The following is a 25,766-nucleotide window of genomic DNA, read 5'->3' as shown; positions in this document are numbered from 1 at the left end:
AGGGGTACCAGCGTGATTTCGCGAAGCATGCGCCTTTCGCGCTACCGCCCGGGATGACGGAAGCGTTGGAGTGCGCAACGTGCCACTGTACGCAATGTCGAATACGCGGGAGTGTGGAATCTCTGCTAATGGCAGCGTTAGTTAAGCGCACGTACTTTTCTGGATGCCAAACCTGCACCGGCGGCAGCGGCTAGTCCCAAAGCAAGAATTGCTGACAATCCGCTAGCGCCGGTCTTAGGCATTTTGCGACGCACTCTCTTCACCGCTGTGGAGCCCTCTTCGCCTGGCTCGTTTGGTACCACAGAGCTTTTGGAGACCTTGACGGTTAGCTGGATCGTGTCGTCGTCAGTTGCTACTGCGTCCTTGCCGTCCGGCCACTGGATTGCGTCCCAAGTGAATGAGAATGCTTTTCGCGTGCCAGATTTTGAGGTGGCCATCGCGCTGAATCTACCCTCTACTGTGCCGACAATGGTCAGGTTCGCGTCAACGTCCGCATCTTCGTCAATCATGATTCCAGGGACGGTAATCTTCATCCAACCTTCCGCACCGCCGGCGGCGTCCACAACCTGTTCAAGATCGGAATAAGTCTTGATGGCGGCGGGGTCAGTCAGTGCGAAGACGACGGTTACGGTCTGGGCGTTAGCTGTCACATCTTTGACTGTGAAGCCAGCACCGAAATCGGCAACCCTAACCTGTGTGGCGTCGAGATTGGCCGGCAGGCTCATGCCATCCGGAATAGTGAACGTGGCGACGAACGAGAAGTCTTTCACGTCCAGAGCGATTTCATCGTGATTAACCTCAGGATACAAGGCTTCAATTCCGCCCATCTGTTCATGAATAGGCGTCACTTGCAGGGCACCGGTCAGGTCGAATGTGGAACCTTGAGGCAGGGTAATGACTTCATCATGCTCGGTGTCGGTGCCGACCAGCATGTCGCCGGGCAGCTCGCCAGCTATCGGCGACGGGACTTGCACAGTGAACTGGATAGCCTTGCTGTTGGCGGGTGCCATCACGTCTTTGCCCTCGGGTGTTTGTTCCCCAATCCACTTGAAGAAGAACTCCCGCTGTGTGCCAGCGGCTGAGGTTGCCAGGGCGTTGAATGTGCCAGACACTTCGCCACTTACAGTCAGCTGTGTGCCGCCTGAGACGTCCTTATTCACGGTTACGCCCGGGATCGTCACCTTCATGGTCGAGTCAATCTTGTTGACGGCGTCCTTGAGCTGCTGATAATTCACAATCCCGCTCTTAAGTGTCATGGTCACTGTGACGGTTTTACCCTCCACTGAAACGTCAGAGATAGTGAATGTGTCGGCAAGACCTTCGGCTTTCACCGTATCTTTGGTTAGGTTATCGGGTAAGGTCATGCCGTCCGGAATCGTGAAAGAGGCGGCAAATGTCGAAGCCACATCGCTAAGGTTGATGCTCGACAAGTTTGTGACACCAGGGTATTGGAGCTCAATCGCGTTCATCTGATTCTTGACGACCTCAGAGCCTAGGGTGCCGGTGAAATCAATATTCTCGCCTTGAAAAGCGTCATAAACGTGAGTGTTCTCAGTGTCGTTTCCGACCAGAATGTCGCCAGGCAGTACAGCTTCATAAGGTTTAACCACCAGCAAGGTTTGCTGGATTGTGGAGTCGTCCTTGGCGCGAACGTCCTTGGCCGTATCGGTTTGGTCACCTGTCCAGGTGAAAGTGAATCTATGCAACCTGGGTGCAGGGTTTTCTGCCTGAGCCCTAAAGAGCGCCCTAGCGCTACGAGCAGACACTTTACTGGCTGTCGAGCCTTGCGCGACAGCGTTGAAATTGCCTTTGACAGTTCCGGTTACAGTGATTTCTTGGCCGTTGGTCACCTGTGCGGCGTCCAAGGTTAGACCTTTGACGGTGGCCGTAATCAGGTTTCGATTTCCAGCTCCGGTCGAAAAGACGGCATCCTTTAGCTGCTTGTAGTTTTTGATGCCGGGCTTTAACTTGAAAGTTACGTCCACTGTTTGACCGGTTACGCTAGTGCCTGCAAGCTCGAAGCAATCGCCCAACCCCGCCATCTCAACGGTGGGGTTAGCTGGGATAGCTACGCCATCCGGGAAAGTGATGGACGCGGTGAACGTCGAGCTCAGGCTGGACAATGCAATCTTGTCCGGGGTCTTAGCGTTCTCTGGGAAGACCCCTTCTATGCCCGTCATTTGGTTCTTTATACCGGCGGGATCAACGGCTCCGGTAATCTCGAAGGTGCTCTTCGAGCCCTCCGTGTAAACCCGCTTTATCTTGGTGGTCGCGTCAATCGAGTCAGCCCACATATCGGCGTCAATCGTCAGATCCGCTTTGGTCTCGAGCACTGTTGGGTCAGTTTTCCAAGACAAGTAATACGTGGTGTCAGCCGTAATATCTGGGTTTGCGCCAGGTATCTTGATGCCAAAGAAGCTGGAGTCATCAAACCGGACGCCCGAACCGCCTGCGCCGGCAGCCTTGCTCCAATAAGACTGGTTGGCTAGCAAATACCCCAATTTCTTGGCGTCCGCCTTGGCTGGGGTGATGTCGCCATAAGTCACCTTAGTCAGCAGTGTGCGGAACTTCTGCCCGTATGTAGCTGGCTGTTTCAGAACGGCAATCTCGCCGCCGCTGGCGTCGGTCTCAACAGTAAACTCTTCAGGATTTGTCTTGAATATGCTTGTTTCAGAGAAAATCCCGCCGTTAGCCGAGAAAGCGACCCGGTATTCGTTGTCTTTATATTGGGCGTACAAGTCAATTTGGGTGGTCTCTGCAGCGAATGTTAGCCCAGCGCCCGGTGCGACCTCGTCACCAGAGCCGTCTGGCGCCGTCGTCCACTTTACGAATGTCTTTCCTGCCGGTACAAAGGCGCTGACCTTGGCGGCGACTTCGTCGAAAGCTAGGGCAGTGGCCGTGGTGTCGTTGGGGTCAACATTTTGGATGTACTCTTCACCTGCACCATTGTGGTAAATGACGGTTTTTGCGTCCCATTTCGCATAAACCTCGATGTTGGTATCGAGCTGGGCATTCGCATAATCGAAAGTATGCTCTGCGCCTGCCGCGTCCTTATAGAACCAGCCTAGGAACTTTACGCCGTTAGCGTCAGTTGGTGTGTCGGGGTCAGTGTTACCCGTCACATCGTCGAGTTTGTAGCCGCGAACGGTTGATTTCGCCTTGTCAGCGGTGGTGCCGTCGGCGAAAGACGCATTAGCGTTTTGCAATTTGAAGGTGGCTGTGGCGGCTGGCGCCCAAATGTGCTTTTGCCCGTCTTTGGAGGCCTGCGCTACCGAATAGTTGTACCTGACGCCGTTGGCGTTGATCGGGTTCACGGTATTAATGGTGTTGTCCGCCAGCGTGAATAGCGAAAGCCATTCGTTACCGTTTTGGTCGCCGTTGGTTGGCGTAACGACATCGTGGTTGAAATCGGGGCTATAGGCAATCAAATATGACCCGCCGGTAACCACGTAAGAGCTTCCGGTGCCACGGTTAGCCCCGCCATTGTCAGCAGTGTTATTGCTGGCGTCGGTATTGACCACGCTATTGCCAGTAAAGGTGATCGAGCACGGCCCTGACGACTGCCCAGCGCCATAGGAGGGGTAATACTTCATGTTGGTGGTTTCCAGCACAGAGTTGGTGAATGTCGCCTCGCCAGGCTTGTAGTTGACGTTCAGGCCGCCGTCCGTGCTGTTCTTGATGACTACCTTTGAGTCGGTCACCGATAATTTCGCCGAGACCGTGATGCGTGAGCCATCGGCAGTGAGAGTGGAGCCGTTGACTAGCTCAGACGCGCCCAATAGGGCGAGGGTATTTTTGTAGGCTCTGACTCCTGTAGCTTTGTAAGCATAAAAGTCAGAGTGGTCGAGGTGTACCCCGCCTTTGCCCTTGTCCGGGTCGAAGTAATACCAAACGCCGCGGGTGGTAAGCGAGGAATTCGTCATGTAGAGGCCGGCGTACTGTTCGCTTTTTCCGGGTGTGGCTTGGACGTCCACCGTGCAATTGATGAACCTGGCGTCTGAGTTATAGACAAACCCTCGCCCCAAGCTGTTCTTTGCCGAGATAGTTAAAGCCTCGCGTGAGGTGCCGTTAATTTTGCCTTTTAGGTCGAAGCCGATGGTGTTGCGGTCGAGGATGTAGTTGCCATCGTTAAGCTCAGCGCCAGCCTGGATGGTCAATGCGGTGTTGTAGCCGGTCATTGTGACCGTCTTGCCTGGGGCGCTTAGTTTCGCACCACTTGTGATGGTTAGAAAATTGCCAGAGCCTGTGAATGTGACGTTCTTGTTGATAGCCAGGTCAGTGCCGGACGTGAACGCGCCGACGGTATGTATCGTCCCGCCATCGGATACTAGACCAAGCGCTTTCTCAAGAGTTTTGACGGCGGCGGTTTGACTGCCATCATTGTCGTCTGAGCCCGCTTTGCTATCTACCCAAACCTCAGAAACACCTTGCGGGGAGCGTAATTGCGGTTGGTTGGCGGTAGTGGCTTTCAGCGTTGTCTCAGATGCGGTCGACGAGACTGGGGTTTGGTTTTCTGCTGTTGGGGACGCGGCAGAATCGCCGGCGCTTGGTGTCGGGGTGCTTGACGCCTCGGTGGGTTGAGGAGAAGCAGCCACGACATTTTCCCCTGGTGCGCTGCTAAGGGTTGTCCTCGCGGTAGCGCTTGGCGTGGCATCCTCCGCCCCGGCTTGATCCTCAGCGAAAGCCGCTGCTGGTGTCATAAACAGCGCAAAAATAAGCGACAACGATGCAGCAACGATTCGCTTAGGCATTGCGGCGTTGCTTTGCAATTTTCTTTCCCTAGTCGCACCCATTATTTCCCCCCAGGGTCGTGAGCGGATGGCCATTCGTCGGCCAGAAATAAATACATTCTCACTGAATAATACCGTCTGTTCGGTTAACTAATCTAGGTAGATCAAAAAAGTTCACCCGTTAGTCGAGGGTTCCGAGGCGCAGAGTCTGTCGTATTCCTGGTTTTGTCACGCCATTCACGCTCCGTTGATACCGGGCTGCCGATTAGAAACGTTCCAGCTGTCTCTAGGTGCGTATAAGGATGGTTTTCGAGATTAGCCGACGCCTAGCCAGAGACTCGTTCCACTAACTCGCTGCCCAGGATTACCGGGCTGGTGATGATTGCCAGACGGCGAGAACCCCTTTCGATGAGCCGCCGAGCCCCGAGGTGTCCAGACTCAGTATTGTCTACGTCTACCCATGAGTTAAAGGTTGGGGCTTGGGTAGGTCTGCCGATGAAAACCATAGGAGCATTTTGGAGAGTTTGGATTTGGTGCGGCACCTGGTGATGCAAGGTGACGATTGCGCCATCGACGTGACCCTCATATAGGAAGGGACGTAGTTTAGTGTCCTCGCACCCACGATCAGCGAGCATAAGCAACAACTGCAGATGGGTGTCCTCGAATTCGCGGTTCACTGCGTTGACTATGACTGAGAAGAACAGATCCGAAAATAAGCGAGGTCTGGCAGATGCCCGTCGTGCTGCTGGCGGACGTCCGCTCGGCTGGTGTTCAGGGCGATGGCCGCACCTACGGTCCCCCGATCGTCCTTCGTCCGGTTTCGAGCGAGGATGCTATGACCGCCGACTGGTCGCGCCTGCCGTTCGATGTCCTGGCCCGCATCTCCAACCGCATCACCAACGCGGTGCCGGAAGTCAACCGCGTTGTCCTGGACGTGACCAGCAAGCCGCCGGCAACGATTGAGTGGGAATAGCGGAAACTGGCTTCTGAACTCGCGTTTTGGTGCTGCCGAGTACCACCTGATGCTGTTTCGGCATCGCCTCAGAACAAAGCCGCCAGCGAAATAGTGGGAATAAAAGCCCTCGACCCCTCTGGTTCGAGGGCTTTCTTTTTGCATTCCTACCTGGGAAAACGGTTCAATTATTCCCGCATGCCCCTACTGGGCGGTACGGCGGAGCACTCGGCGGTACGGGAATAATGGGGCCCTGCGGGAATAATTCACAATTCGGGTCCCCCGAGGGGCGATTTCGCGCGGCCGAAACTAAGTTGAAACTGCGAGGTGGATTCAAGCCCTCGTCAATTGCATTTGCCCAGGTCAACAAACGGGAATAATAAAACGCGAAAATCGGTTTCCGCAGTTTCAGTGACCCCGAATGCCGCCGAATAACGCCGCGTATCTTGCTGTGTTCGGGCACGTAATTATTCCCTTAACAGAGCTTCCGGGGTGCCGATTTCATGCGGGAATAACGGAACAGCCTCCGGAGAACCGGAGGCTGTTCGCAAGGAAACGTCAATTTAACTGGGGAGATATCAGAAAGAGGTCTTCCAGTCGGCGTAAGCGGCCTCGTCTATTTCGCCGCGTTCGAGCTCGAGATGCGCGAGGAGCCCGAGAGGGGGCTCTGGCTCACGGCGAACTGGCACCAGGTGCGCGACGACTGGCGCGCCGACGCGCCTGCGGACGACATGCCGGCTGCGCGCAGGTCCCGCGGGTGGCGCTTCATGCTGGCCTCGGAGGCCGAGCTCGGGCAAGCCCGTCGCGTCCTGCTCGACGGCGATGAGGCGTTCGCCCGGGTGCGGGGCTTCCTGTGTGACGCGGCTGCGATCGGCGCCTGCTACCGCGAGCACGTGGGGCCTCCCTCAAAACCGCTGAAGTCGCAGATAAGGGACCTGCAGCGCGCGCTGGGGAGGGCGGAGGTCCCGGGCGTGCCGGACGAGCTGGCGAGGCTGCTCGCGCAAGAGAAGGAAGAGAGCGCCGAGGATGGCGCCCGCAAGGTCAAGGAAGATTGGGGTGACGTCGATGAAGAGGCTTGGTAAGTTCCTCAAGGCGGCGCTTAAGGTCACGCTGGGCTTTTTCGTCTGGCTGTTCCGCGCTGTGTTCAAGTGGGTGATGTAGACGATGACCGTTTGCCTGCCTAGGCAAGCATTCGCTGTTATGAGCATGATAGTAGTGCAAGGAGATTCATCCGTTCTAGACGGCAAACGGCCGAGCGATTGGGTTTCGCTCGGCCGTTGTTTCTTTAACCTGACTGATTCTAATTTAGAAAGAAATCATCGACTTCTTCACGCATGTGCAGGATTTCGCTATCTGGAACGTTAAGGCTTGCCGCCAGCTCAATGGAGCCGGAAAAAGCCATGGCGGAATTCGAGGAGAATGCCTTTTCTAGAAGACTGATGTATTTGATCATATTCTCACGAAGGTCGCTGATGCATGCGGCGTATTCGCTTTCGAGCTCTGTATCGAGGGCCTTCAGCTCCTGGGCATAGTGCGCGAGCAGCTCCGCCTCTCGTTTGTTATAGAAATCCTTTCCCAATTCGTACACGGTCGCCCCTACGGCGTTGCCGACGAGGGCGCCCAGAATCGGGATCGGAATGATAACCTGGCCCACGAAGCTCGAGAATGCGCTCACGGACGCATCGAGGCACGCGATTTCGGAACGTTCTATAAACTCGATCTCCGTCAGCTCGCCGCTGCGGAACCTGTAAGCGCATTCTGCGACGCCGAATGACGCAGTGACCAGCGCGCTTGCGACAGATGAGGGCGTGGCCGTGTAGTTGTTCAGCCAATAAACAGCTCCACCGCGAACCCCGCCCTTGACGAGTCCCATGCCGGAATCTTTGGCGATTTCCTCCCAGTCATCCTGGGTCAAGTCGTCGATACGCTTTCCGTTCCCGAGATGGCGCTTCATTGAAATGACGAATGCCGTTCCCGCTTCCAGAACGGCGCCAGCCGCTGCGGCTTTCGCGCCCTCTTGGGGCGTGGGCTTGTGCTCCTCGTAGATGTCTTTCTTTATCCGCTCGCTCTCGTCTGCGAGCCTGCTCTTCTCCTCGGCCATCTTGTCGGCGATAGCGTTCTTCTGGACCTCCGAGTACTCGAATTTGGAGGCTTCAAGGTCATCGATACTGAACCCGCTTGAGTCGAAGAACTCATGGATGCTCTTCCAGGTTGAGTAGGATGGGCCGCCGGTCGAGGACGCCAGTTTGGCTGCATCCTCCTTTGGCATCTCATACAGGGAGCGCACCGCGTCGAGATGGTCCTTCGGGATCTGATAGATGCCGTCTTTGTCGAGGAAATCAGGGTACTTCTGCAAATGGGCGGCCACAGCGTCCAAGGAGAACTTGCCGCCGGCGTTCACGAACTTGACCTGTATCTCGACGCCGTTGCGCAAAAGGTCGGCGGGGCCGTTGTCGTTCACCCATTCCATTACCGGTTTATCGCCATGGACGAGGCTCTGCGCATTCTCCAACCCGCATTCGGCCACCTCGGCGATGAACCCATGGATGCCCTTGCTGCCGCCCCTGTTCGCAACGACGAGGTCCTCGATCTTCCCGAGCGCCCAGTTCATGGACTCCATTGTGGAATCGAGGTTCTGGTCTTGGCGGTTGAGATTCTCGATGAGGTCGTCGATTCTCATCTGGTTGATCAAGCCGATCCATGCGGCGACGGCCTGCTCCTGGGAGCTCTTGAGTACCTTCTCTGCATTCATGGCTATTCACCGTCCCGGGCGGCCACCCTCTCGACGATGAGGCTGCCCAGGGACTTCGCGTTGTTTACCAAGGCACCCAGGGCCAGTTTCTCGTCGTCGGAGATGGAAAGGTAGTCGGCGCCGTACATGCGGCATGAGGGCATAAAGGACCCGGACAGCTCTTCGCGAAGGGTATTGGTCTTTATCTTAAGTGCCCCGATTGCTGCGGACGTCTCCCTGAGAGCCTCGGTGTTCCGCTTCACCGACAGGAGCTCTTCGTGCTTTTCCCTGGCAATCTCGTGCTGCTTTTTCACAAAGAGAGCGATGGAGGTCAGCAACGTGGCGCCTGCGACGCCCCATCCGATGGGGCCCGCCATTGTCAGGAAAGCGGTGCCACCGGCCATTCCGCCGCCTCCGGCGGCCAATGCGCCTCCGCCGAGCCAGGCCATCGCCGCATTTGTCGCGGCAGCGCCCGATAGCGTAGAGATCGCGGTGCCCGTGGAGGCGGTACCGAAAGTTGTGGCAACCCACATGGCGGCGGATGGGGCGATGCTGGCAACGGCCATACCTGCCGCGACGCCGGCGCCAGCGCTGGCTGCCGATTTCCGTGCCGAGTCCAGCTCTTCGCGGGCGAAGGACGCCGACTCTTTGAAGCTTCGCTTTTTGTGTGACACCTCTTCGATATCTTCCACGAACGACTTCGGCGTGTTCGCAATCGAGTTCACCAGGTCGGTAACGAGGTCCAGCAGGTCGATGCTCCTCAGCCTAGACTGGTAGAGCTCGATCCCTCCCGATTCCAGATCGGTATAGGTTTGGTTGTATTCGATGACGGTGAGCTCGTACTCATCCGGTTCTTTCGCCCTTGCATTCTCGACGCCTTGCCTGACCCCATCGGCGATTTCCCCCGCTTTACCTGCGATGGCGGCGACAGCGCCTTGGGCACCGGCCGCTGCCACGCTTGCAGCGTTTGCGGCTCCTTCAGCCACATCTCCAAGCATTTTCGCCATATGTTCCGGAGCTAGCCTTTGAGATTGGGGCGATCCGTCAACGTTTCGCTCATCGGCAAACTCAGTGTTGTATTTGAAGCTCTTCGGCTCCGGGACGTCTTTGATCGCATCCCCAATGCTCTGAACAGCGCCCTTTGCCTTGCCTGCAATGTCCCCGATAGCCTGCCCCGTCTGCTCGACGGCGCTTTGAGCGGCATTCGATGCCTGTTCGGCAACGCTTGCGATTCCTTTTCCTGCAGCAGCCGCAGTCTTCTGCGCCTCTTTTATTGGGTCGAAGCCTTTATCAAAGAAGCCCATCGCCCCTGCCTTTCTCCATATGCAATCTAAGGCCATTATCCCACCAATGGATTTGGCCTCTATCAGCGATTTAACCACCGGTCATTATCTGCGCGTCAACGTGTGCGCAGGCTCGGGCGCGGGCATCGGCCTTGCTGCCCTGCCGCCCGTGCAGAAGTCGATGCGCGACCCGCTCGAATCGAAGTCCATCACGCTGTCCTGCGGCAAACTCACCACCGGCGTCACGGTGAAGCCATGGACCGGCGTCTTCATGCTCTCCAACGTAAAGAGCGCCGAGACCTACTTCCAGACGGCGTTTCGCGTGCAGTCGCCCTGGACGGTCAAGGACGACGACGGGAACATGCAGATCGTCAAGAACGAGTGCTACGTGTTCGACTTCGCGCTCGACCGCGCCCTCACCATGGTGTCCGACTACTCCACGCAGCTCTCCCCAGAGAAGAAGGGCCCCGAGCAGAAGGTCGGCGACTTCATCCGCTTCCTGCCCGTGCTCGCCTACGACGGCAGCCGTATGAAGGAGATCAACGCCTCCGAGATCCTCGACATCGCCATGGCGGGGACCTCCGCGACGCTTCTCGCCAAGCGCTGGGAGTCGGCGCTGCTCGTCAACGTCGATAACGACACGCTACGACGCCTGCTCGCCAACGACGAGGCAATCAACGCCCTCATGAGCATCGAGGGCTTCCGAAGCCTCAACGACGACATCAAGACCATTATCAACAAGTCGGAAGCGGTAAAGGAAGTCAAGAAGGAGAAGGAGTTCAAGTCCAAGCGCAAGGAGATACAGAAGAAGCTGATCAAGTTCGTCACGCGTATCCCGGTCTTCATGTACCTCACCGACTACCGCGAGGAGACGCTCTACGACGTCATCACCCAGTTGGAGCCGGGGCTGTTCAAGAAGGTCACCGGCCTCGACGTCTCGGACTTCAACCTGCTCGTCTCGCTTGGCGTGTTCAATTCCGCCCTCATGAACGACGCTGTCTACAAGTTCCGTCGCTACGAGGATGCGAGCCTTGTCTACACTGGCATCAACAAGCACGAGGGCGAGAAGGTCGGCCTCTACGACACGTCTCTGTCCAATTACGACTACCTCTACGCGAAGCAGCAGGAGTCGATGGTGGCCCCCGACGGTTCCACTCTGGGCAACGGCGCTGGGGTGGAGGCTCCGTCGCCTGCTGTTGCGGTAAGTCCCGCGATCAAACCGTCGGCATCGGGCGTTTCGAGGTCGACTGCGAAAGCAACGACGCTCGGAGAGGCGCCCGTCAAGAAGGACTGGGTCATCGACGTCCTCGAGTCCCACAACGTCCGCATCGCCGATCGCCGTCCCAAGGGCGGAAGCCTTTGGGCCATCGGCGGCGGTGAGCTCGACGTCGTCATGAACGAGCTTGCCGCGAACGGCGCGCAGTTCACCTACAAGTTGGAAGGCGGTAAGGCAACGAGCTTCAAGGCCGGCTGGTGGCTTTCCGGCTATCCGAAAAAGTCCGAGCCCAAGGCATTGGAGCCCGAAGAGCCGGTTATCACTGAAGCCGACCTTTCCAGGATTGAGGAAGGAACCCAGATCTTCCACAAGAGCTTTGGCTATGGTGAGGTCGTTTCGATTGGCAGTGACAGAATCGCCGTGCGTTTCGACAACGACAAAAAGAAAAAAGAACGCGAATTCATGTTCCCGTCGACCTTCTACCAGGGGATGTTGCAGCTATGAGGTCCGCAGAAGCCATCAAGTCGATACTCGAGGAGCAAGGCCGCTCCCAACGCTCCCTTGCTATCGATCTCGGTCTCACCCCGCAGGCGCTAGACCAGCGCCTAAAGTCGAAGACTATGAAGGTGGAGACCTTGTGTCAAACGGCAGCGCAGCTCGATTACTCTGTGAAGCTGGTTCCGAAAGGTGGCGGCGAGAGCATAGAGATTGAGGGTTAACCGATGTGCTTGGAGCTTGACCTGTTGCTTCCTGTTTCCGAAAACGAAGCGGGTGCGCCCCAGGGCGCCCCGCGGATTATTGAGCGCTCGCCGAGAAATCTCATCGGGGAGGCTCGCTTGGCGTTCGATGCCGGGCTGCTAATCTCATGCCTGACGGTTCTGGTCACCATTCCAGATGTCTGTTCGAATTTGATCGACTCTAGCAATAAAGATGGTCAGCGAGATTGGTGTACGAGGTATCTCGGGTTTCCTAGCACCCCTGTGGCTGACGACATCGACCGATCTCGCGAGCAAAGTCGAGACCATATCGAGCGAACGATGAATGCGCTCATGCGGGAAGACAACTTCACCGCATCCGATTTCTGCCAGCTGCGAAACGCTGTGCTCCATACCGGATCTTCGGTTGTTGACGGCGCGGGGGCAAAATACTCGCCGTTCCATTCGATCGATATACAGGTCTTCAACGACGACAGCCAGCTGGTCATTGGATATGGAGCCACCAGCTCACCAGAGGCGAATGGAATTGAAGGCGATTGCCGCATAAAGATCAACATCAACTTAACTGCCCTGCTTGCGCGCATGGAAAGGGGCGTTGAAAGGTTTTTGAGCGAGTATCCTGAGCTCGATAAGGAAAAAGGGGAATGGGAGTACCTGACTTGGGGAATCGTTGATTTTCGAGCTCCGATCAACTGAGGGCTCCTTTGTTCACTAAGTGAAGCGATCAGCCTTATTGAGCAGTTCCGAAGCGTGATTAGGGGCATGCACGAAGCCACCTGCGACGATTCTTTCAGTCATCGCTCTTGTGTATCCCTTCTGACCTGCGGGAACGCATGACGATAAAGCCGCTGGCTACGATTCACTTCGTTAAACGGGCGTCGATGAGGATGATTGTTGCTTTTGGCATCCATTTCGGGTGTTTCTGAGCCTCAAAACCAGCCCATTCTTGTCCCCGGGTCAAAAATGAAACTGCGGGCTCGCGGTTTCGAAATAGTTCGCGCTTTTGTCCCAGGATTTGTCCCAAACGCCTACGCGAGGTCACGCAGCGGGATTCGGTGGTATGACGGTCAAAATCGACGAGCCAACTGGAGTCAACTGGAATGACGCAACAGTAAACGAGCGTGAAAGAGTGGGAGTAGCGGGTTAGATCGAGGCTAGATTCCGCTTTATGAATTGATGCGCTACCTTCCGCAATGCGTGCATACCTGTGGCCAGCCATTCGTACACCTCATTGACTGAATCACCAGTCAAATCGGCTGGGCGTGCAACGTTCACAACGCGGGTCGTCTTGTCGAGGTCGCCCTCGTCCCACTCAAACGTACCCTCGAGGAATTCCAGTTCTTTCTCGATGTCGGATCGCCGTGCGAGGACGGGTTTGTAGCTTTCTTCGTCAGAAAAGTGGAGCTGGACGGCCACTTCTTGCCCGCTCAACCGTACTAATGCTGTTAAATCGCACTTTCGCAGACCAATGCCAAATGAGGCCCAGTTATCGCGATTAGGCTCACGTGTCGACGGGTCGCGGAAAGCTTCGGTAAAGCCAGGACGATTCGCACAGTATTCATAGAAACCGTTCCAAAATTCCACCATGGATGCGTCGCGGTGGCTCGTGGTCGCTGCCTCGTCATAGCGTCGGCGAATTTCGCTCAACTTGGGACCACCGTCATTCAGACGCCAAAAGTCCCATCCGTTTCGTCCTCCAGAACCTCCTTCGAGGGCGATGACGCGACTAGCTGCCGAGGATGGGCTCGAGAACTTCTCACCGTTGCGCAAGATTAAATCGCCCCTATCGGTGAGTGTCACTGTTTGCGTGAAACGATCAGAACCGGGTTCCAGCACGTCGCCGACATGAAGAAGTCCTGCCGATACGAGGTCATGAATCGTGACTCGCCATGCGCGTCTGTCTGGCTGCTTGCGCGCGACGTATCGCTCGGCTGTATCGGGCGAAACATCAAGGCCTGGCCAGCGCTTGAGCGCAATTGCAGTCAGGTTTTCTGCTCTGTTTCGTATCTCCTCTTCACCCCATGACTCTGCATCTTTCAGTTCTGCTGAGATCGCCATGTATTCGTTGGCGTAACCGCCGATGCAGCGTTCCTTCTTTTCAGTAAAGGTACCGTCGGAAAGTTCGGAATTGTAGGCAGTGACAGTCAAGTTGCCGATGTTGTTGACGAGGGCTTCAAAGCCTTCCTCAGGGGCCTCGCCCAGCGCCTGGCGCCATTCAGAATGAGCAAGCGCATTTTGCGGCATGATGTGCTCAATTGTGTATGAGCCGGATGCGAAATCGTGAGGATCTTTAGGGTGGTGGAAATTCTCAAGATTTGTCAGCAGGAAGAAAGACTTTCTGAAGAGGTAAGAGTCACGCGTGAGTAGTGCATGCGAAAACTCGTCATCTGTTGGAAAACGCCGCGTGGTCCCCGCTGCCATGTATAGCAACGATTGGAAGGCTTCGACGTAATCACCGCCCTCTTCCTGCACTTTATTGAGATTTCCGATAATGCTGGGAAAGAACTTATTCAGCGAATTTGTGGGAGCATCGCAAATTGCTCGCCTCAAGACGTAACTTTCGGTCAGACGAAGCAGGCGGATAAAATCTTCTTTTTCGAAGGCTCCTGCCTCGTAATCTTGATAAAACGACAGGAGGAGCGGATTGAGGACGCTCATATCCAGTGTTGCTATTGTGTCGAAGTGCTCTTTGAGCTGGGGGTCCTCCTCGGTCCCAGAGGTGATTGCCGCGTAGTAGCGAGCAACGTCTTCCATTTCACTGAGAAGGTTGACCATCCGCCCTTTCTTGGCAAACCCGTTTTCGGTGACGTGGCGCTTGAAAATGGGGTACACATCTTTACGCGTGAGCGGTTCAGGCGCATACAGAATGGTCAGATAGTTTCTGATGAATTCATCGAAAACTCTGTCGTATGTGTCTTCGCCAAGGGTCTGCTCAATACGCCGCCAGTGGTTCTGATAGAGCTTTTCTTGTTCGCCTCGGGGTAATCCCATGAGGACAAAGTTTCGGATCAGGTCGGCTGACGAAAGATCTTTACCTGTCGAGTTCATCGATTCGAAAATGAGCTGAGGATTGTCGCGAGTTGCATCCAGAGAAATCGATACAACTTCAAGACGCTGCAGACCATCCCATATTGTATTCGGATTGTCGAGGGCGGCCAGCTTTCGCTCGAAAAACTCCAAGTTGGCAATTAAACGTGATGAGTTGTTGACGACTCGATAGTCCTCGTCCACTAAATGCTCGAGCAACGAGATAAGGGTAGCTCGATCGCCCTGAGACAAAAGCAGCTTGTAACGCTCGTCACCATGCCTGTCGTCATCTATCAGGTACCCCTTGTTGACCAGCCGAGAGTAGGAAAAGTTGAGCTTTTCGTCAGGGTTGTTCTTAGCGTATCGAGCCAGCGCAATCATGAGGAGTACGACAGTTGTGACTCGCTGCTGACCGTCGATTAAGAGAAGCGGCGTCACCTCCGACATCACACCATCTTGGATCCACACAATAGAACCGGTGAAGTGCTTATCATCTGGGCGCTTTCCAACCGACAACACGTCTTCCCACAATTGTTCGCATTGCTCCTCGTCCCACGAGTAGGGGCGTTGATAGACAGGGATGACGAAACGTAAGTTCTGGCTTGTCACAAGCCCGATGAGCGAACGAGCCGATGCGTTCATAGTCATGAGAGCGGGCGCCTTTCGCCGAACAGTTCTTTGAGGCACTGTACCGCACGGCGGCGTCTTAGTGGCATTGAGCTGTGCGAAGAGGCAGTGACTTTTCTAGAATGTTTCGCAGACCAGCCGCCTTTGACACGACAAGTAAGACTGCGCGATGAGCGTCATGCAAGAACGAAATGCCTCGAGCGGCTCCACGAATTTAATCAGCTGCGCCCATCCGAACAGGTCAAACGCCAGGCGATGATGAAGGAAATGTTCGCTGAAATAGGGGAGAACTGCTACATCGAGCCTCCGTTCTACGCGAACTTCGGTAGCAACATCTACGTCAACTTCAACTTCACCTGCGTAGACGACACACACATTTACGTCGGTGTCTACACGATGTTCGGCCCGAACGTCACCATCTCAGCGGCGGGACACCCGATTATCCCGGAGCTTCGCCGAAAGGGCTACCAGTACAACATGCCGGTTCGCATCGGCTCAGGCTGCTGGATCGGTGCGGGTGTCAATATCCTGCCTGGAATCAATGACCGCGACAAGGAGTTCCACTTCAAAGATCGCCGCATTGACTACGCGCAGCTGAACGGAAAATAGGAAGCCGCCCTGCTGGCTCAAATGTGACACACATCACTTAAATTGTGTCCCGTTAAGTGGTGTTCGTGGGACGCAGATGCACATGCCATCCCTCACAATAGAACACATGTTCGATACTTGTGTGTGTGCAGGTGCACCCGACGGCGGCGGTTCCGCCAGTGAGCTTGATGCTGCCATCGAGCAGGTGAACGCACTGCGCGAGGCGGATGCCCGCTGGCGGAAAGCTGAAGCTGAGCGCGCCCGCATGATCATCGACACGATTCTGACGGTCACTGCCGCGCTCAAAGGAGAGCAGGCTCTTGTGCCGCGCTCAAGCAGCGGCACCCCGCTCATTGCCGAGTTCGCCCATCTCGAACTTGCTGCCGCTTTAGGATGCTCACCCTCTCAAACATTGCAGGAACTCTACTCGCTACTTGGTGTTCGCTTCCGCCTCCCGAGACTGTGGGACCGAGTCATGGATGCTGAAATCCCCGTCTGGAAGGCCTGCCATGTTCACTCGCTGACGTCCACACTCGGCGAATCTCAATGCGCGACGCTCGATGAACTGCTCGGACAGATCGGCTCATGGAACCAGGGGCGCATCACCCGTCACGTGAACCTTCTGATCGCCCGCGTTGCCCCGCAGATGATCGAAGTGCGTGCAGAACTTGCCGAGCGTGCCAGACGCGTCGTGTTCGACATGGACGAGGGAGCTGGCAGCGCCTATATGCATGCGCAACTCGCCGTTACAGATGCCCTCCATCTTGACCGCACCGTCGCAAGTCTGGCATCTGCGCTGGCCGCCTCGCATCCAGATGAGTCGGTTGATGAGCGGCGCTCGCGTGCACTCGGCTTGCTGGCGAACCCCGAGCAGGCGGGGGCACTGTTAAATGGACGTGAAGCGAAAACTGAGCGCAGAGCTGAGATCGTTGCTCATATCTACCCGGATTCGCCGCACTGCGCGAGTATCGACGACGGCGGTTCTGTTCCCGTCGCGCAACTCGCATCCATGCTTGCGCATACTCGGGTCACGATTCGCCCCGTCCTTGACTACTCATCGCTGCCTGCCGGTGACCGGCACGATCCGACATCGACGATGCGCAGGGCACTGCTTCAGCGTGAACCGTTCGAGGTATTCCCCTACTCGAACACGCCCTCAACCTCGTGCGACCTGGACCATACGGTCCCATATGAGGAAGGTGGCTCGGCTGGGCAAACAAATCTGGCGAATCTGGGTCCACTGTCGCGAAGTGTTCACCGTGCAAAAACGCATGCAGGTTGGGACCTCGACCAGCCAGAGCCTGGTGTGTACCAGTGGACAACTCCACTCGGCTTCCGGTACGACGTCGTCAACGGAATTACCCGCTATCGCGGACATATGCCGCCTCAAGGGGAATGAGCCGCAAACGCGGCGGGTTCGTTAGGATCGGTTCAGAGGAATAAGCACGTCACCACAGTGAAGGAAGTGACCGGTCCGGTGTCGAAGAAAAAGAAGCGCGAATGGCCACCAGCTGCGCAACCGCTCGAAGGTCATGTGATCGACAACCACACTCATCTGCCGCTGTATGAGGAACAGATTCCTCGCGCTGAGGGAATCAGGCTGGCGCTTGACGAACAGCTCGAGCGCGCTCAGCAGGTCGGTGTGCGCGGACTCATCACCTCTGCCTGCGAAATCCCTGACTTCCACGGATCGATGCAGCTTGCGCGTGAGGGCGCGCCCGGCCTCGCGATACGAGTGGCGCTTGCGATTCATCCCAACGAAGCAGCATTGCATGCCGGGATTGCTGAACCGTCGCCAGATGGCCTCGTCCCGCACGTTGAACAGCACCACGTTCCGCTGGACGAAGCACTCACGGAGGTTGAACGGCGTCTGAATGACCCGGTCGTCGTTGCCGTCGGTGAAACCGGACTCGACTACTTCCGTACAGCCGATGCCGGCAAACAAGCGCAGGCGGAATCATTTCGCGCGCACATTCGACTCGCAGCCGCAGCGGGCCTGCCGCTGCAGATTCATGATCGTGATGCGCATGAAGACACACTCGCGATCCTGAACGAAACCGCCACGGCCGACCAGCTCATCGTCTTTCACTGTTACTCCGGCGACGCGGCAATGGCGCGCGAACTGGCGAAGAACGGGTGGTATGCGTCATTTTCCGGCAATATGACGTATCCGGCTAACGCCCACCTTCGTCAAGCGCTGGTCGAACTTCCGCCTGAACTCGTGCTGGTCGAAACGGATGCGCCCTATCTCACAGCAGTGCCGTGGCGTGGTCATCCGAACGCGACTTACTCAATTGTCCACACTGTGCGGGCAATTGCCGAGCTATGGAACGTCGACGAAGCTGCTGCGTGTGACCGGTTGTGGCGCAGCACGACGCACGTATACGGCGCGTGGGCGTAAGGGGTGGACGCAACCACGTGCGACGGCGAAAAGCAAACGCGACGCATGTGAGATGTGCGACGTCGGATGTCACGTTTGGGTAAAACCTATTAGTGTGGCACCAGTCAGTCCGTCTGCCCGACGGAGCCGAACGACCTCAGGACACTTGTGAATTTGGAATTCTCACCGAGCCGACGAACCGTTATCGCAGCCGCATCCGCCGCATCGCTCGCAGTTGTGGGCGTGGCCGGAGTGGGCGCAGCAGCAGCACACAACACCGTGACTCTCGAGGTCGACGGAGTCTCGCAGCCCGTCAGCGGATTCTCCCGCACCGTCTCAGACGTCATCAATGCTGCAGGCGTTGAAGTCAGCCCTCACGATCTGGTCGCACCGGCGATGGGCGAGGGAGTGTCCAACGGTGACACCGTCGTTGTACGGACTGCATCGCCGTACACGGTGGATCTGGACGGGAACCAGGTGGAACTGTGGTCCACAGCAGGATCAATGGCCGATTTACTGGACGAATTCTCCCAGCACGGCACGGCGATCATCGCCGCTGACCGATCCTTTGCCCGTGCCACATTGCCGCTGGCAGCGCCCGGCGAACGCATCAAGGTTGAGGTAGACGGCCAGACCCTTGACACAGCTGCCGAAACCGGTGACGACACGGCTTCAATCCTGGCTCGCTTGGGCGTCACAACAAGCCCGTTGGATCGCGTGAAGCTGGAAAACCGCGGCGGCACCATCACGATCGTCGTGACACGAGTTGAGCGCGGCTACCGCACGCAGACCGACGCAGTGCCGTTCCAAACTGAAGAGCGAAAAGACGACACCCTGACTGAAGGAACGACGTCGGTTATTCAGGAAGGCAAAGACGGCTCGGTGACGACCAAGTACTTTGAGGAAAAAGTCGGCGGAGAAATCGCCGTGTCGGCAGCCGTATCGACCAGCAAGACCGACCCGCAAAGCAAGATCGTCGCGGTGGGAACGAAGAAAGCGGCCGCCCAACAGAGGACGACAGCTTCCACGCCGACTGCAGCTCCCGCAACCACTGCTGGTTCGGACGTGTGGGCCGCGTTGGCTCAGTGTGAATCCGGCGGAAATCCGGCGACCAACACGGGCAACGGATTCTACGGCATGTACCAGTTCACTTTGCCCACGTGGCAATCGATGGGCGGCACCGGCCTGCCCTCGGACGCATCGGCAGCTGAGCAAACTGCCCGCGCTCAGGCACTGCAGGCGGCAGCTGGATGGGGCCAGTGGCCAGCATGCGCGGCAAGCCTCGGACTGTACTGAGCGCGCAACTCACCACAATTTTCCGGTCCGACTCCACAAATAGTCACAAAACGGTTACGGTAGGAACAGCCGATTGGAAGGAGCCTGCCGTGACCCCGCGACGCATCATTGCCACAGCAAGTGCAGCGTCACTTGCAGTAGCCGGCATCGCGGTTGGTGGTATTGCTCAGGCTCGTCACACAGTGATGCTCGAAGTCGACGGAGTCAGTCAGCCTGTCACCGTGTGGGGCGGCACAGTCTCCGACGCGCTCGCCAGCATCGACGTACAGGTCGGTGAACACGACCTGATCTCGCCCACACCCAGCGAAAACATCGCGTCAGTTGACCATGTCGTTGTGCGCACGGCCAAACCCTACGACCTGACGATCGACGGCGAAGAACGCACCGTATGGTCGACGTCCAGCTCAATTGACACGATCCTGGCAGATGCCGACACCTACGGATCCACCGTGGCGATAGGCGCGAGCCGCTCCTCGATGCGAGCCGAACTTCAACCGCTCGTGTCACGCGCACGCACACTGCCAGTCATTGAAACAAACGGCAACGTGATCCAGAATGTTGCCGTCCGGGCAGGCCAGGACATACGACACGTCATTGAAAACAACGGAATCAAGCTGTCGCCGCTGGACCGGGTCACCCTCGAATCGGCAAACGGCGAACTGTCCGTGCGCGTCCAGCCCGTCACCCGCGGACGCGTCAGCACAGACACCCCGGTGAACTTCTCGAAAGAAGAACGCAAGTCCGACGCACTGTTCGAAGGCGAACGCATCGTTGAACAGGAAGGCACACACGGTGCCAACAGCTCTGTGGTGTGGCAGGAAACAGTCGACGGCGAAGTGACCTACTCAGCCGTGCTGTCGGCCGACAAGAAAGCGGAACCGCGACCGGAAATCGTCACCGTCGGCACCAGGAAAGTCACGCCCGAAGCTCTCCTGGCCGCCGGCATCGATCCGAAAGCCCAGTTGGAAGAAGGCACTGAATCAGATGGCCGCACGTCCGTACGATTCCGAGCCAAACCCGGTGACATCTCAAGCCAGGCCGAACTCGATGAGATTCGCGGCATCGCTGAAGCCGAAGGGCTGACGATCAGCTCGACACCGACCGGAACATACTCGGGCGAAGATCCGCGCGGCATCGCGCAGCAAATGGTGAGTCAGCGCGGCTGGTCAGACAGTGAATTCCAGTGCCTGCTGACATTGTGGGATCGCGAATCGCACTGGAACCCCTATGCCGCTAACGCCTGGTCAGGCGCCTACGGTATTCCGCAGGCTCTCCCCGGATCGAAAATGGCATCTGCCGGTGCTGACTGGCAGACGAATCCGGCCACGCAGATCACGTGGGGCCTGGGATACGTCGCCGGCCGCTACGGAACCCCATGCGGCGCGCTCGGGCATTCCAATTCTGTCGGTTGGTACTGATCCGCGCTCACGCGATACCCTCGTGACGTGAACGAAACAGACGAACGATCCGCGCTGCTGGGACCTGCCGAGATCCACGCAATCGCGGCTGCCCTCGACATTCGCCCGACCAAAGTGCTGGGGCAGAACTTCGTGCACGACGGCGGAACCGTTCGACGCATCGTGCGAGCAGGTGGCGTAGGGAGAGATGACCACGTGCTTGAGGTCGGGCCGGGACTGGGGTCGCTCACACTGGCGCTCCTGGAAACCGGCGCACATGTCGATGCGGTCGAAATTGATCCACGCCTGGCTCGTGCGCTGCCGGAAACCGTTCGGGCCCGCATGCCCGAGGCAGCAGAGCGCCTCACCGTCACCTGTATGGATGCGATGAAAGTGACGCCGGACGAGTTGGGCGACGCTGCGCCCACCAAACTTGTCGCCAATCTGCCATACAACGTGGCTGTGCCGGTACTGTTGCGACTGCTCGAACGCTTCGAGACGCTGCGCGATGTCCTGGTTATGGTGCAGGCAGAGGTTGCCGACCGCCTCGTCGCAGGGCCCCGCTCACGAACCTATGGTGTTCCCTCCCTGAAAGCCGCGTGGTACGGCAACGCTGAACGAGCCGGAAGCATCGGGCGCGCTGTGTTCTGGCCGGTTCCGAACGTCGATTCCGCGCTGGTGCGGCTCACCAGGCGCGATGAGCCGTTGGGTGACGCCGTCCTGCGCGACGCCACATTCGATGCGATCGACCGCGCATTCGGGCAACGACGCAAGACTCTGCGCGCGGCCCTGCGTGACTGGGCGGGATCCGGGGAAGCGGCCGCCGACCTTCTCACCCGTGCCGGCATCGACCCGCAGGCTCGTGGCGAAACGCTGTCCATCGGCCAGTTCGTCGACCTCGGCAGGCTTATCGTCGCCGCCAGATGCGATCCCTCCACGCCCGAGGGAGCCTACGCCTCCACACGAAACGGAGAGGCACATGCGTGAAGCTCAGGCCAGCGCCCCGGGCAAAGTCAACATGCTGCTGCGCGTCGGCGCGCCGGAAAAAGACGGATATCATCCGCTGATCAGCGTGTTCGAGGCGCTCGACCTGCGTGAAACCGTCACAGTGACAACGGCTCGCACCCCCGGAATCGCGGTATCGACAACCGTGTACACGCCAGAGGGCGAGGTAGACGGTCAGGCAAGCGCCATGATGAACGAGCTCGACCCGCACCGGCACTTGGCGGCACGAGCCGCACGCACCTTGCAGCGCCTCGCACAAAGCGGCCCGTGGGCGTCGACCGCGGCAGGCGTGAGGATCCACGTTGATAAGCGCGTGCCGATTGCCGGTGGAATGGCCGGTGGGTCAGCGGATGCGGCAGCCACCCTCGTCGCCTGCAACGAACTGTGGGAATTAGGACTGGACGCAGATCAGCTCCAGGCGGTCGGCCGCACGCTGGGCGCGGATGTGCCGGCCTGCCTGGTCGGCGGAATCGCGCTGGGAACCGGGCACGGCGACCATATGCAGGTCTTGGACAGCGAACATGAACACCTGTGGGTATGCGCAACCGCCCACGAAGGTTTATCGACGCCGGAGGTTTTCAGGCGGCGCGATGAGATGGGTGAATGGGCCGAACTCACCCGGCCAGACGAACAGACGCTCGCCGCACTCACCGCCAGTGCGCGCGAGGCGGCACCGTACTTACATAACGACCTGGCAGCGGCCGCGTTCACGTTGCGACCCGAACTGGCCGACACGATTGAGATCGGACGCGAAAGCGGCGCGCTCGCGGTGATCCTGTCCGGATCGGGGCCAACAGTTGCAGCCCTCGTTGCCGACGAACGCGCCGCTGACAGCGTGGCCGCAGCATGGCGTGAGGCTGATCAGGTTGATCGGGTCATCACCACGCGCGGCCCCGCCCACGGCTCAGTGGCGTCTGCGAACTGACAGTGCGCACGCTCCTACGCCCAGCGCTCCAAGTGCTGTGAGTGCGAGGATCGGTGCAGACGAGCCGGTCGCGCTGAGGCGAGGCGGCTTGTCGGCCTGAGGACGCTCGCCAGTCGTGGGCGATGTAGGCGGTGCGGGCGGTTCAGCCGGTTCCGGCGGTTCGACTGGCGTCGCCGCCTCTTCGCCGCCAATCGTGTACACCTCGTAGCGCGCAGCACTCCACGGTGCCGAACCATCGCGCGGAGTCAGCTCAACCGTGATGCTATCGACGTTCTCAGTGATGGCGCGGGGGATTTCGAACGTGTCCTCCAGCCACTGATGAGTCTGATTGGCCAGGGGCTGCAGCCACGTGCCGACATGCATGCCGTTCACGGCCACATCGACGCTTTGATAGCCACTCGACTGGTCCGACATGCGATGCAGGCGTACACCCTGATTCGACTTCTTGACTGCCGCGGTGAAAGTGATCGGATCAGTCGAGTCGCGCAGAGAATCGGTCACGCTGACCGTGTCATCGTTGCCTTCGAATGTGCTGGTCAGCGAGCGCGGTTCGCCGCCACCTGAGTACGCGTGAGCCGCCTCGCTGTCCACGTCGGTGATGTTGAGTGAATCAGTAAAGGTCAGTACAGGCGCAGCCGCGTGGCCGTACCAGAAAGCGGTCGAAGAGTATTCAGCCGGATGGCGATTATCCGGCCCGTGCTCCAATCCGGCGCTGATCGAGCTCTGGAAATCGATCGCATCACCGATCAGCAGTCGGTAGGCCGAGTCGCACTGATAGTCACAGCCGTACGTTCCAGCGATCTTCTCCAGTGGCGCACCGTTGGTAAATGCGGAGAACGGTCCGTAATCGAAATACCAGCCACCCTCGTAGAAATCTTCACTGCCGGTGCCGTGCCACTGTGGGGTGCGCAGCCCGTCAACGTAGATGCGCTCATCGCCTTCCAGGTAGCCGCGAACGTTGCCGTCGCCCTGTGACGAGGACATGGTGTGGCTGACTCCCATGAAGCGGCCCTGGCCTTCAGTTGAGAGGAACACCCAGTCGCGCCCGTCTTCGGTCGGACCCGCGTGGTGCGTGGCGTAGAAATATCCGAGGGAGGGGACCGGTCCGCTCAAACGCTCGGCCACACTCGCATCCGCGTTGAATGTGACATCGCACGTACCGTTGTTCAGCGTGTACTGAGAGTTGTTGACCAGTGAGATCGTCATCGTCTTGCCGAACGGCATCGGCCACCACGACGAATATGTCCCTGTTTCGGGATCGACACCGAACATCAGCGAGGTAACGGGCGCCTGACCCAGACCGGTACCGAAGAACTCTCCGATCGGCGCGTCGACGGTCAACTGGCCGTCGGCGTGAATCTGGATATGTGTATTCGTCAGGAAATCGTCGGACGCCGCGATTTGCTCGGCGTCAGCGGGGTTTGTATTTTCGCGCGCATAGGTCCGGTCTCCGTGCCAACGTTCGTTCACGATCGAATAGTCGTGAGCTTGTTCAGAGGCGCGCGATTCGTCGGTTCCCTCGCCAACGTCGACTTCATCGGTCCGGATCATGTCGCCGCCCACCTTGGAGTCGACGAAGTAGCGGAATTCGTTGAAGTCGTTGCCCGCAGAGATGAACTCGTTGGTGATGCGGATCGATGACTTGCCTGCGGTGGCGTCGGCGGGCAGTTCAACCGATTCTTCGCGCCACACCCCTGATTTGCCTTCAGTGCCATCCCACTGGCCGGCCTGCGTGCCGTCAACCAGGATACGTGCCTTCTGATCAGGTGAAATCGGGTCATAACGGCGCGTGAGCGTGACACCCTCGTTCGCGGGATCAATCGCCACGGTGAAGCTGGTCGAATCCTTCGTTGCGCGACCGTCATCGTTCATGCGCTCAGGTGCCGGCGCGCCCTTGAGACCTGGCAGGCCAAGGGTGAAAGCCTGGAGCATTCCGGGCTCATCCAGTGTCGCGATTGTTGTGGATTCGCCCGGAGCAAGACTGAAGTCTGCGTGCAGGTTCGGCTCATTGACGAGGGAGGCCGGCGGCTGCGTACCCCAAGTCTTAGTCTGTTCGAGCAGGTCGGTGGGCACGTTGGAGGGATCGAAGGTCGAAATGCCGTCAGCGGTGGCGAACGAGCGGTACGACACATGGTAAAAGAACGGATTGTTCTGCACCGTGACGCGCATGGATTCGCGGTAGGGCATGGGGATCTTGATGTACACGCCACCGGAGGTTTGCATCTTGTCGGCAACGAACGGATAGATGAACGGTGCGCCGGCTTTACCTTCAACCACGTCCTGGAACTGTGCATTGAGAACGACTGTGCCGTCGAGTTCGATGATGATGTTGCCGGCCTTGGTGACGTCGCCACGATCCCACGTTGACCAGATGGATTGGATTTCGCCGGCGCCTGTGGCTTCTGCCAGCACGCATCCTTCATCGGTGGTGCGCAGGCAGGAGTACTTTCCGCTGAATCCGTCGTGGTCGTTGCCACCTTCGCGATCAAAACTTGAGAACTGGCGGCTCTGCGTGCCGGTGCTCAGTTCCGGAAGGCGAGTGATGTCAGTGTAGGTTTGCCAACCTGTTGCGGGATTTTCGTCGGGTGGCGCTGCCTGGGCGAGTCCGCCGATGCTGAGCAGCAGGGCTGTTGACGCGGCCAGTGCGATCTTTCCCGGTCGAGAGAGGTGATTCATCATTGATCCTTGGGTCGAGTGGCGGCATCGCCACTTCGTTTTCGGGCAAAATCAGCTTAAATGGAGCAAAAATGAGTGTCAAGCGATTGTGCATAGTAAATGCTATGTGATATATAGGTTATAGTAATACTAATGTCGCTAAACCGTTACCTGTGAAATCGTTGAGTCGTCTAAACAGCTGGTATACGGTGTGGAGATCAATCTAGGCGCTTGACAT

At 57.8% G+C, this 25,766-nt stretch carries 15 protein-coding genes and 1 pseudogene; 11 read left to right on the top strand and 5 right to left on the bottom strand.

What is annotated here, in order from left to right:
* Positions 1 to 137 precede the first annotated feature (137 nt).
* Complete coding sequence (locus tag BN3002_RS01045) at positions 138 to 4,595, bottom strand: LPXTG cell wall anchor domain-containing protein (protein ID WP_257525371.1); 4,458 nt, start codon at positions 4,593 to 4,595, stop codon at positions 138 to 140.
* An 853-nt stretch (positions 4,596 to 5,448) separates the two neighbouring features.
* Here BN3002_RS01045 and BN3002_RS01035 point away from each other — a divergent pair.
* Both BN3002_RS01035 and BN3002_RS01030 read left to right on the top strand, forming a co-directional pair.
* Positions 5,449 to 5,703: pseudogene (locus BN3002_RS01035) on the top strand (GMP synthase (glutamine-hydrolyzing)); the annotation flags it as partial.
* A gap of 620 nt (positions 5,704 to 6,323) precedes the next feature.
* Entirely contained in the window at positions 6,324 to 6,764 is a 441-nt protein-coding gene (locus BN3002_RS01030) for a hypothetical protein (protein WP_257525370.1), read from the top strand.
* Between the two features lie 218 nt (positions 6,765 to 6,982).
* Here BN3002_RS01030 and BN3002_RS01025 read toward each other — a convergent pair whose 3' ends face one another.
* Both BN3002_RS01025 and BN3002_RS01020 read right to left on the bottom strand, forming a co-directional pair.
* Positions 6,983 to 8,434 (bottom strand): hypothetical protein, encoded by a 1,452-nt coding sequence (locus BN3002_RS01025; RefSeq protein ID WP_058236193.1) that lies wholly within the window; start codon positions 8,432 to 8,434, stop codon positions 6,983 to 6,985.
* A gap of 2 nt (positions 8,435 to 8,436) precedes the next feature.
* On the bottom strand, positions 8,437 to 9,795 hold the full coding sequence (locus tag BN3002_RS01020) for a hypothetical protein (RefSeq protein ID WP_154955681.1): 1,359 nt from the start codon (positions 9,793 to 9,795) through the stop codon (positions 8,437 to 8,439).
* On the opposite strand from BN3002_RS01020, the gene BN3002_RS01015 reads away from it, so the two are divergent.
* Together BN3002_RS01015 and BN3002_RS01005 are read left to right on the top strand one after the other, a co-directional pair.
* A complete protein-coding gene (locus tag BN3002_RS01015; protein WP_257525369.1) occupies positions 9,764 to 11,416 on the top strand; it encodes a hypothetical protein in 1,653 nt (550 codons plus the stop codon). The genes BN3002_RS01020 and BN3002_RS01015 overlap by 32 nt on opposite strands.
* Before the next feature lie 224 nt (positions 11,417 to 11,640).
* Complete coding sequence (locus BN3002_RS01005) at positions 11,641 to 12,324, top strand: hypothetical protein (protein ID WP_257525367.1); 684 nt, start codon at positions 11,641 to 11,643, stop codon at positions 12,322 to 12,324.
* Positions 12,325 to 12,771: 447 nt separating this feature from the next.
* Here the strand turns inward: BN3002_RS01005 and BN3002_RS01000 are convergent, their stop codons facing one another.
* Positions 12,772 to 15,303, bottom strand: coding sequence for a DUF4268 domain-containing protein (locus BN3002_RS01000; protein WP_058236190.1), 2,532 nt, complete (start codon positions 15,301 to 15,303; stop codon positions 12,772 to 12,774).
* Positions 15,304 to 15,426: 123 nt separating this feature from the next.
* Here BN3002_RS01000 and BN3002_RS00995 point away from each other — a divergent pair, with 123 nt between their 5' ends.
* The 7 genes from BN3002_RS00995 to BN3002_RS00965 all read left to right on the top strand — a co-directional run bounded on the left by BN3002_RS00995 (position 15,427) and on the right by BN3002_RS00965 (position 22,873).
* Positions 15,427 to 15,891 (top strand): maltose acetyltransferase domain-containing protein, encoded by a 465-nt coding sequence (locus BN3002_RS00995; RefSeq protein ID WP_058236243.1) that lies wholly within the window; start codon positions 15,427 to 15,429, stop codon positions 15,889 to 15,891.
* A 106-nt stretch (positions 15,892 to 15,997) separates the two neighbouring features.
* Positions 15,998 to 17,269, top strand: a complete 1,272-nt coding sequence (locus BN3002_RS00990; protein ID WP_058236189.1) for an HNH endonuclease signature motif containing protein — start codon at positions 15,998 to 16,000, stop codon at positions 17,267 to 17,269.
* A 78-nt stretch (positions 17,270 to 17,347) separates the two neighbouring features.
* Positions 17,348 to 18,271 (top strand): TatD family hydrolase, encoded by a 924-nt coding sequence (locus tag BN3002_RS00985; protein ID WP_058236242.1) that lies wholly within the window; start codon positions 17,348 to 17,350, stop codon positions 18,269 to 18,271.
* Between the two features lie 147 nt (positions 18,272 to 18,418).
* Positions 18,419 to 19,546 (top strand): resuscitation-promoting factor, encoded by a 1,128-nt coding sequence (locus BN3002_RS00980; RefSeq protein WP_307781412.1) that lies wholly within the window; start codon positions 18,419 to 18,421, stop codon positions 19,544 to 19,546.
* Between the two features lie 89 nt (positions 19,547 to 19,635).
* Positions 19,636 to 20,964 (top strand): aggregation-promoting factor C-terminal-like domain-containing protein, encoded by a 1,329-nt coding sequence (locus BN3002_RS00975; protein WP_257525363.1) that lies wholly within the window; start codon positions 19,636 to 19,638, stop codon positions 20,962 to 20,964.
* Positions 20,965 to 20,991: 27 nt separating this feature from the next.
* Positions 20,992 to 21,930: a 16S rRNA (adenine(1518)-N(6)/adenine(1519)-N(6))-dimethyltransferase RsmA gene (gene rsmA, locus BN3002_RS00970; protein ID WP_082628466.1), complete on the top strand. Its 939-nt coding sequence runs from the start codon at positions 20,992 to 20,994 to the stop codon at positions 21,928 to 21,930.
* Positions 21,923 to 22,873 carry a 4-(cytidine 5'-diphospho)-2-C-methyl-D-erythritol kinase gene (locus BN3002_RS00965; protein ID WP_058236188.1) on the top strand — a complete coding sequence of 317 codons (951 nt, stop codon included), beginning with the start codon at positions 21,923 to 21,925 and terminating at the stop codon, positions 22,871 to 22,873. The genes rsmA and BN3002_RS00965 overlap by 8 nt, the downstream gene beginning before the upstream one ends.
* Here BN3002_RS00965 and BN3002_RS00960 read toward each other — a convergent pair.
* Positions 22,853 to 25,552 (bottom strand): glycoside hydrolase family 172 protein, encoded by a 2,700-nt coding sequence (locus BN3002_RS00960; RefSeq protein WP_058236187.1) that lies wholly within the window; start codon positions 25,550 to 25,552, stop codon positions 22,853 to 22,855. The two genes, BN3002_RS00965 and BN3002_RS00960, sit on opposite strands and share 21 nt — an antisense overlap.
* Between the last annotated feature and the right edge of the window lie 214 nt (positions 25,553 to 25,766).

It is taken from the genome of Actinomyces ihuae (genome assembly GCF_001457875.1).
GTDB classification, from domain to species: domain Bacteria; phylum Actinomycetota; class Actinomycetes; order Actinomycetales; family Actinomycetaceae; genus Pauljensenia; species Pauljensenia radingae_A.
The sequence above is the reverse complement of the archived record's forward strand: the minus strand, read 5'-3'. Positions and strand labels throughout refer to the sequence as shown.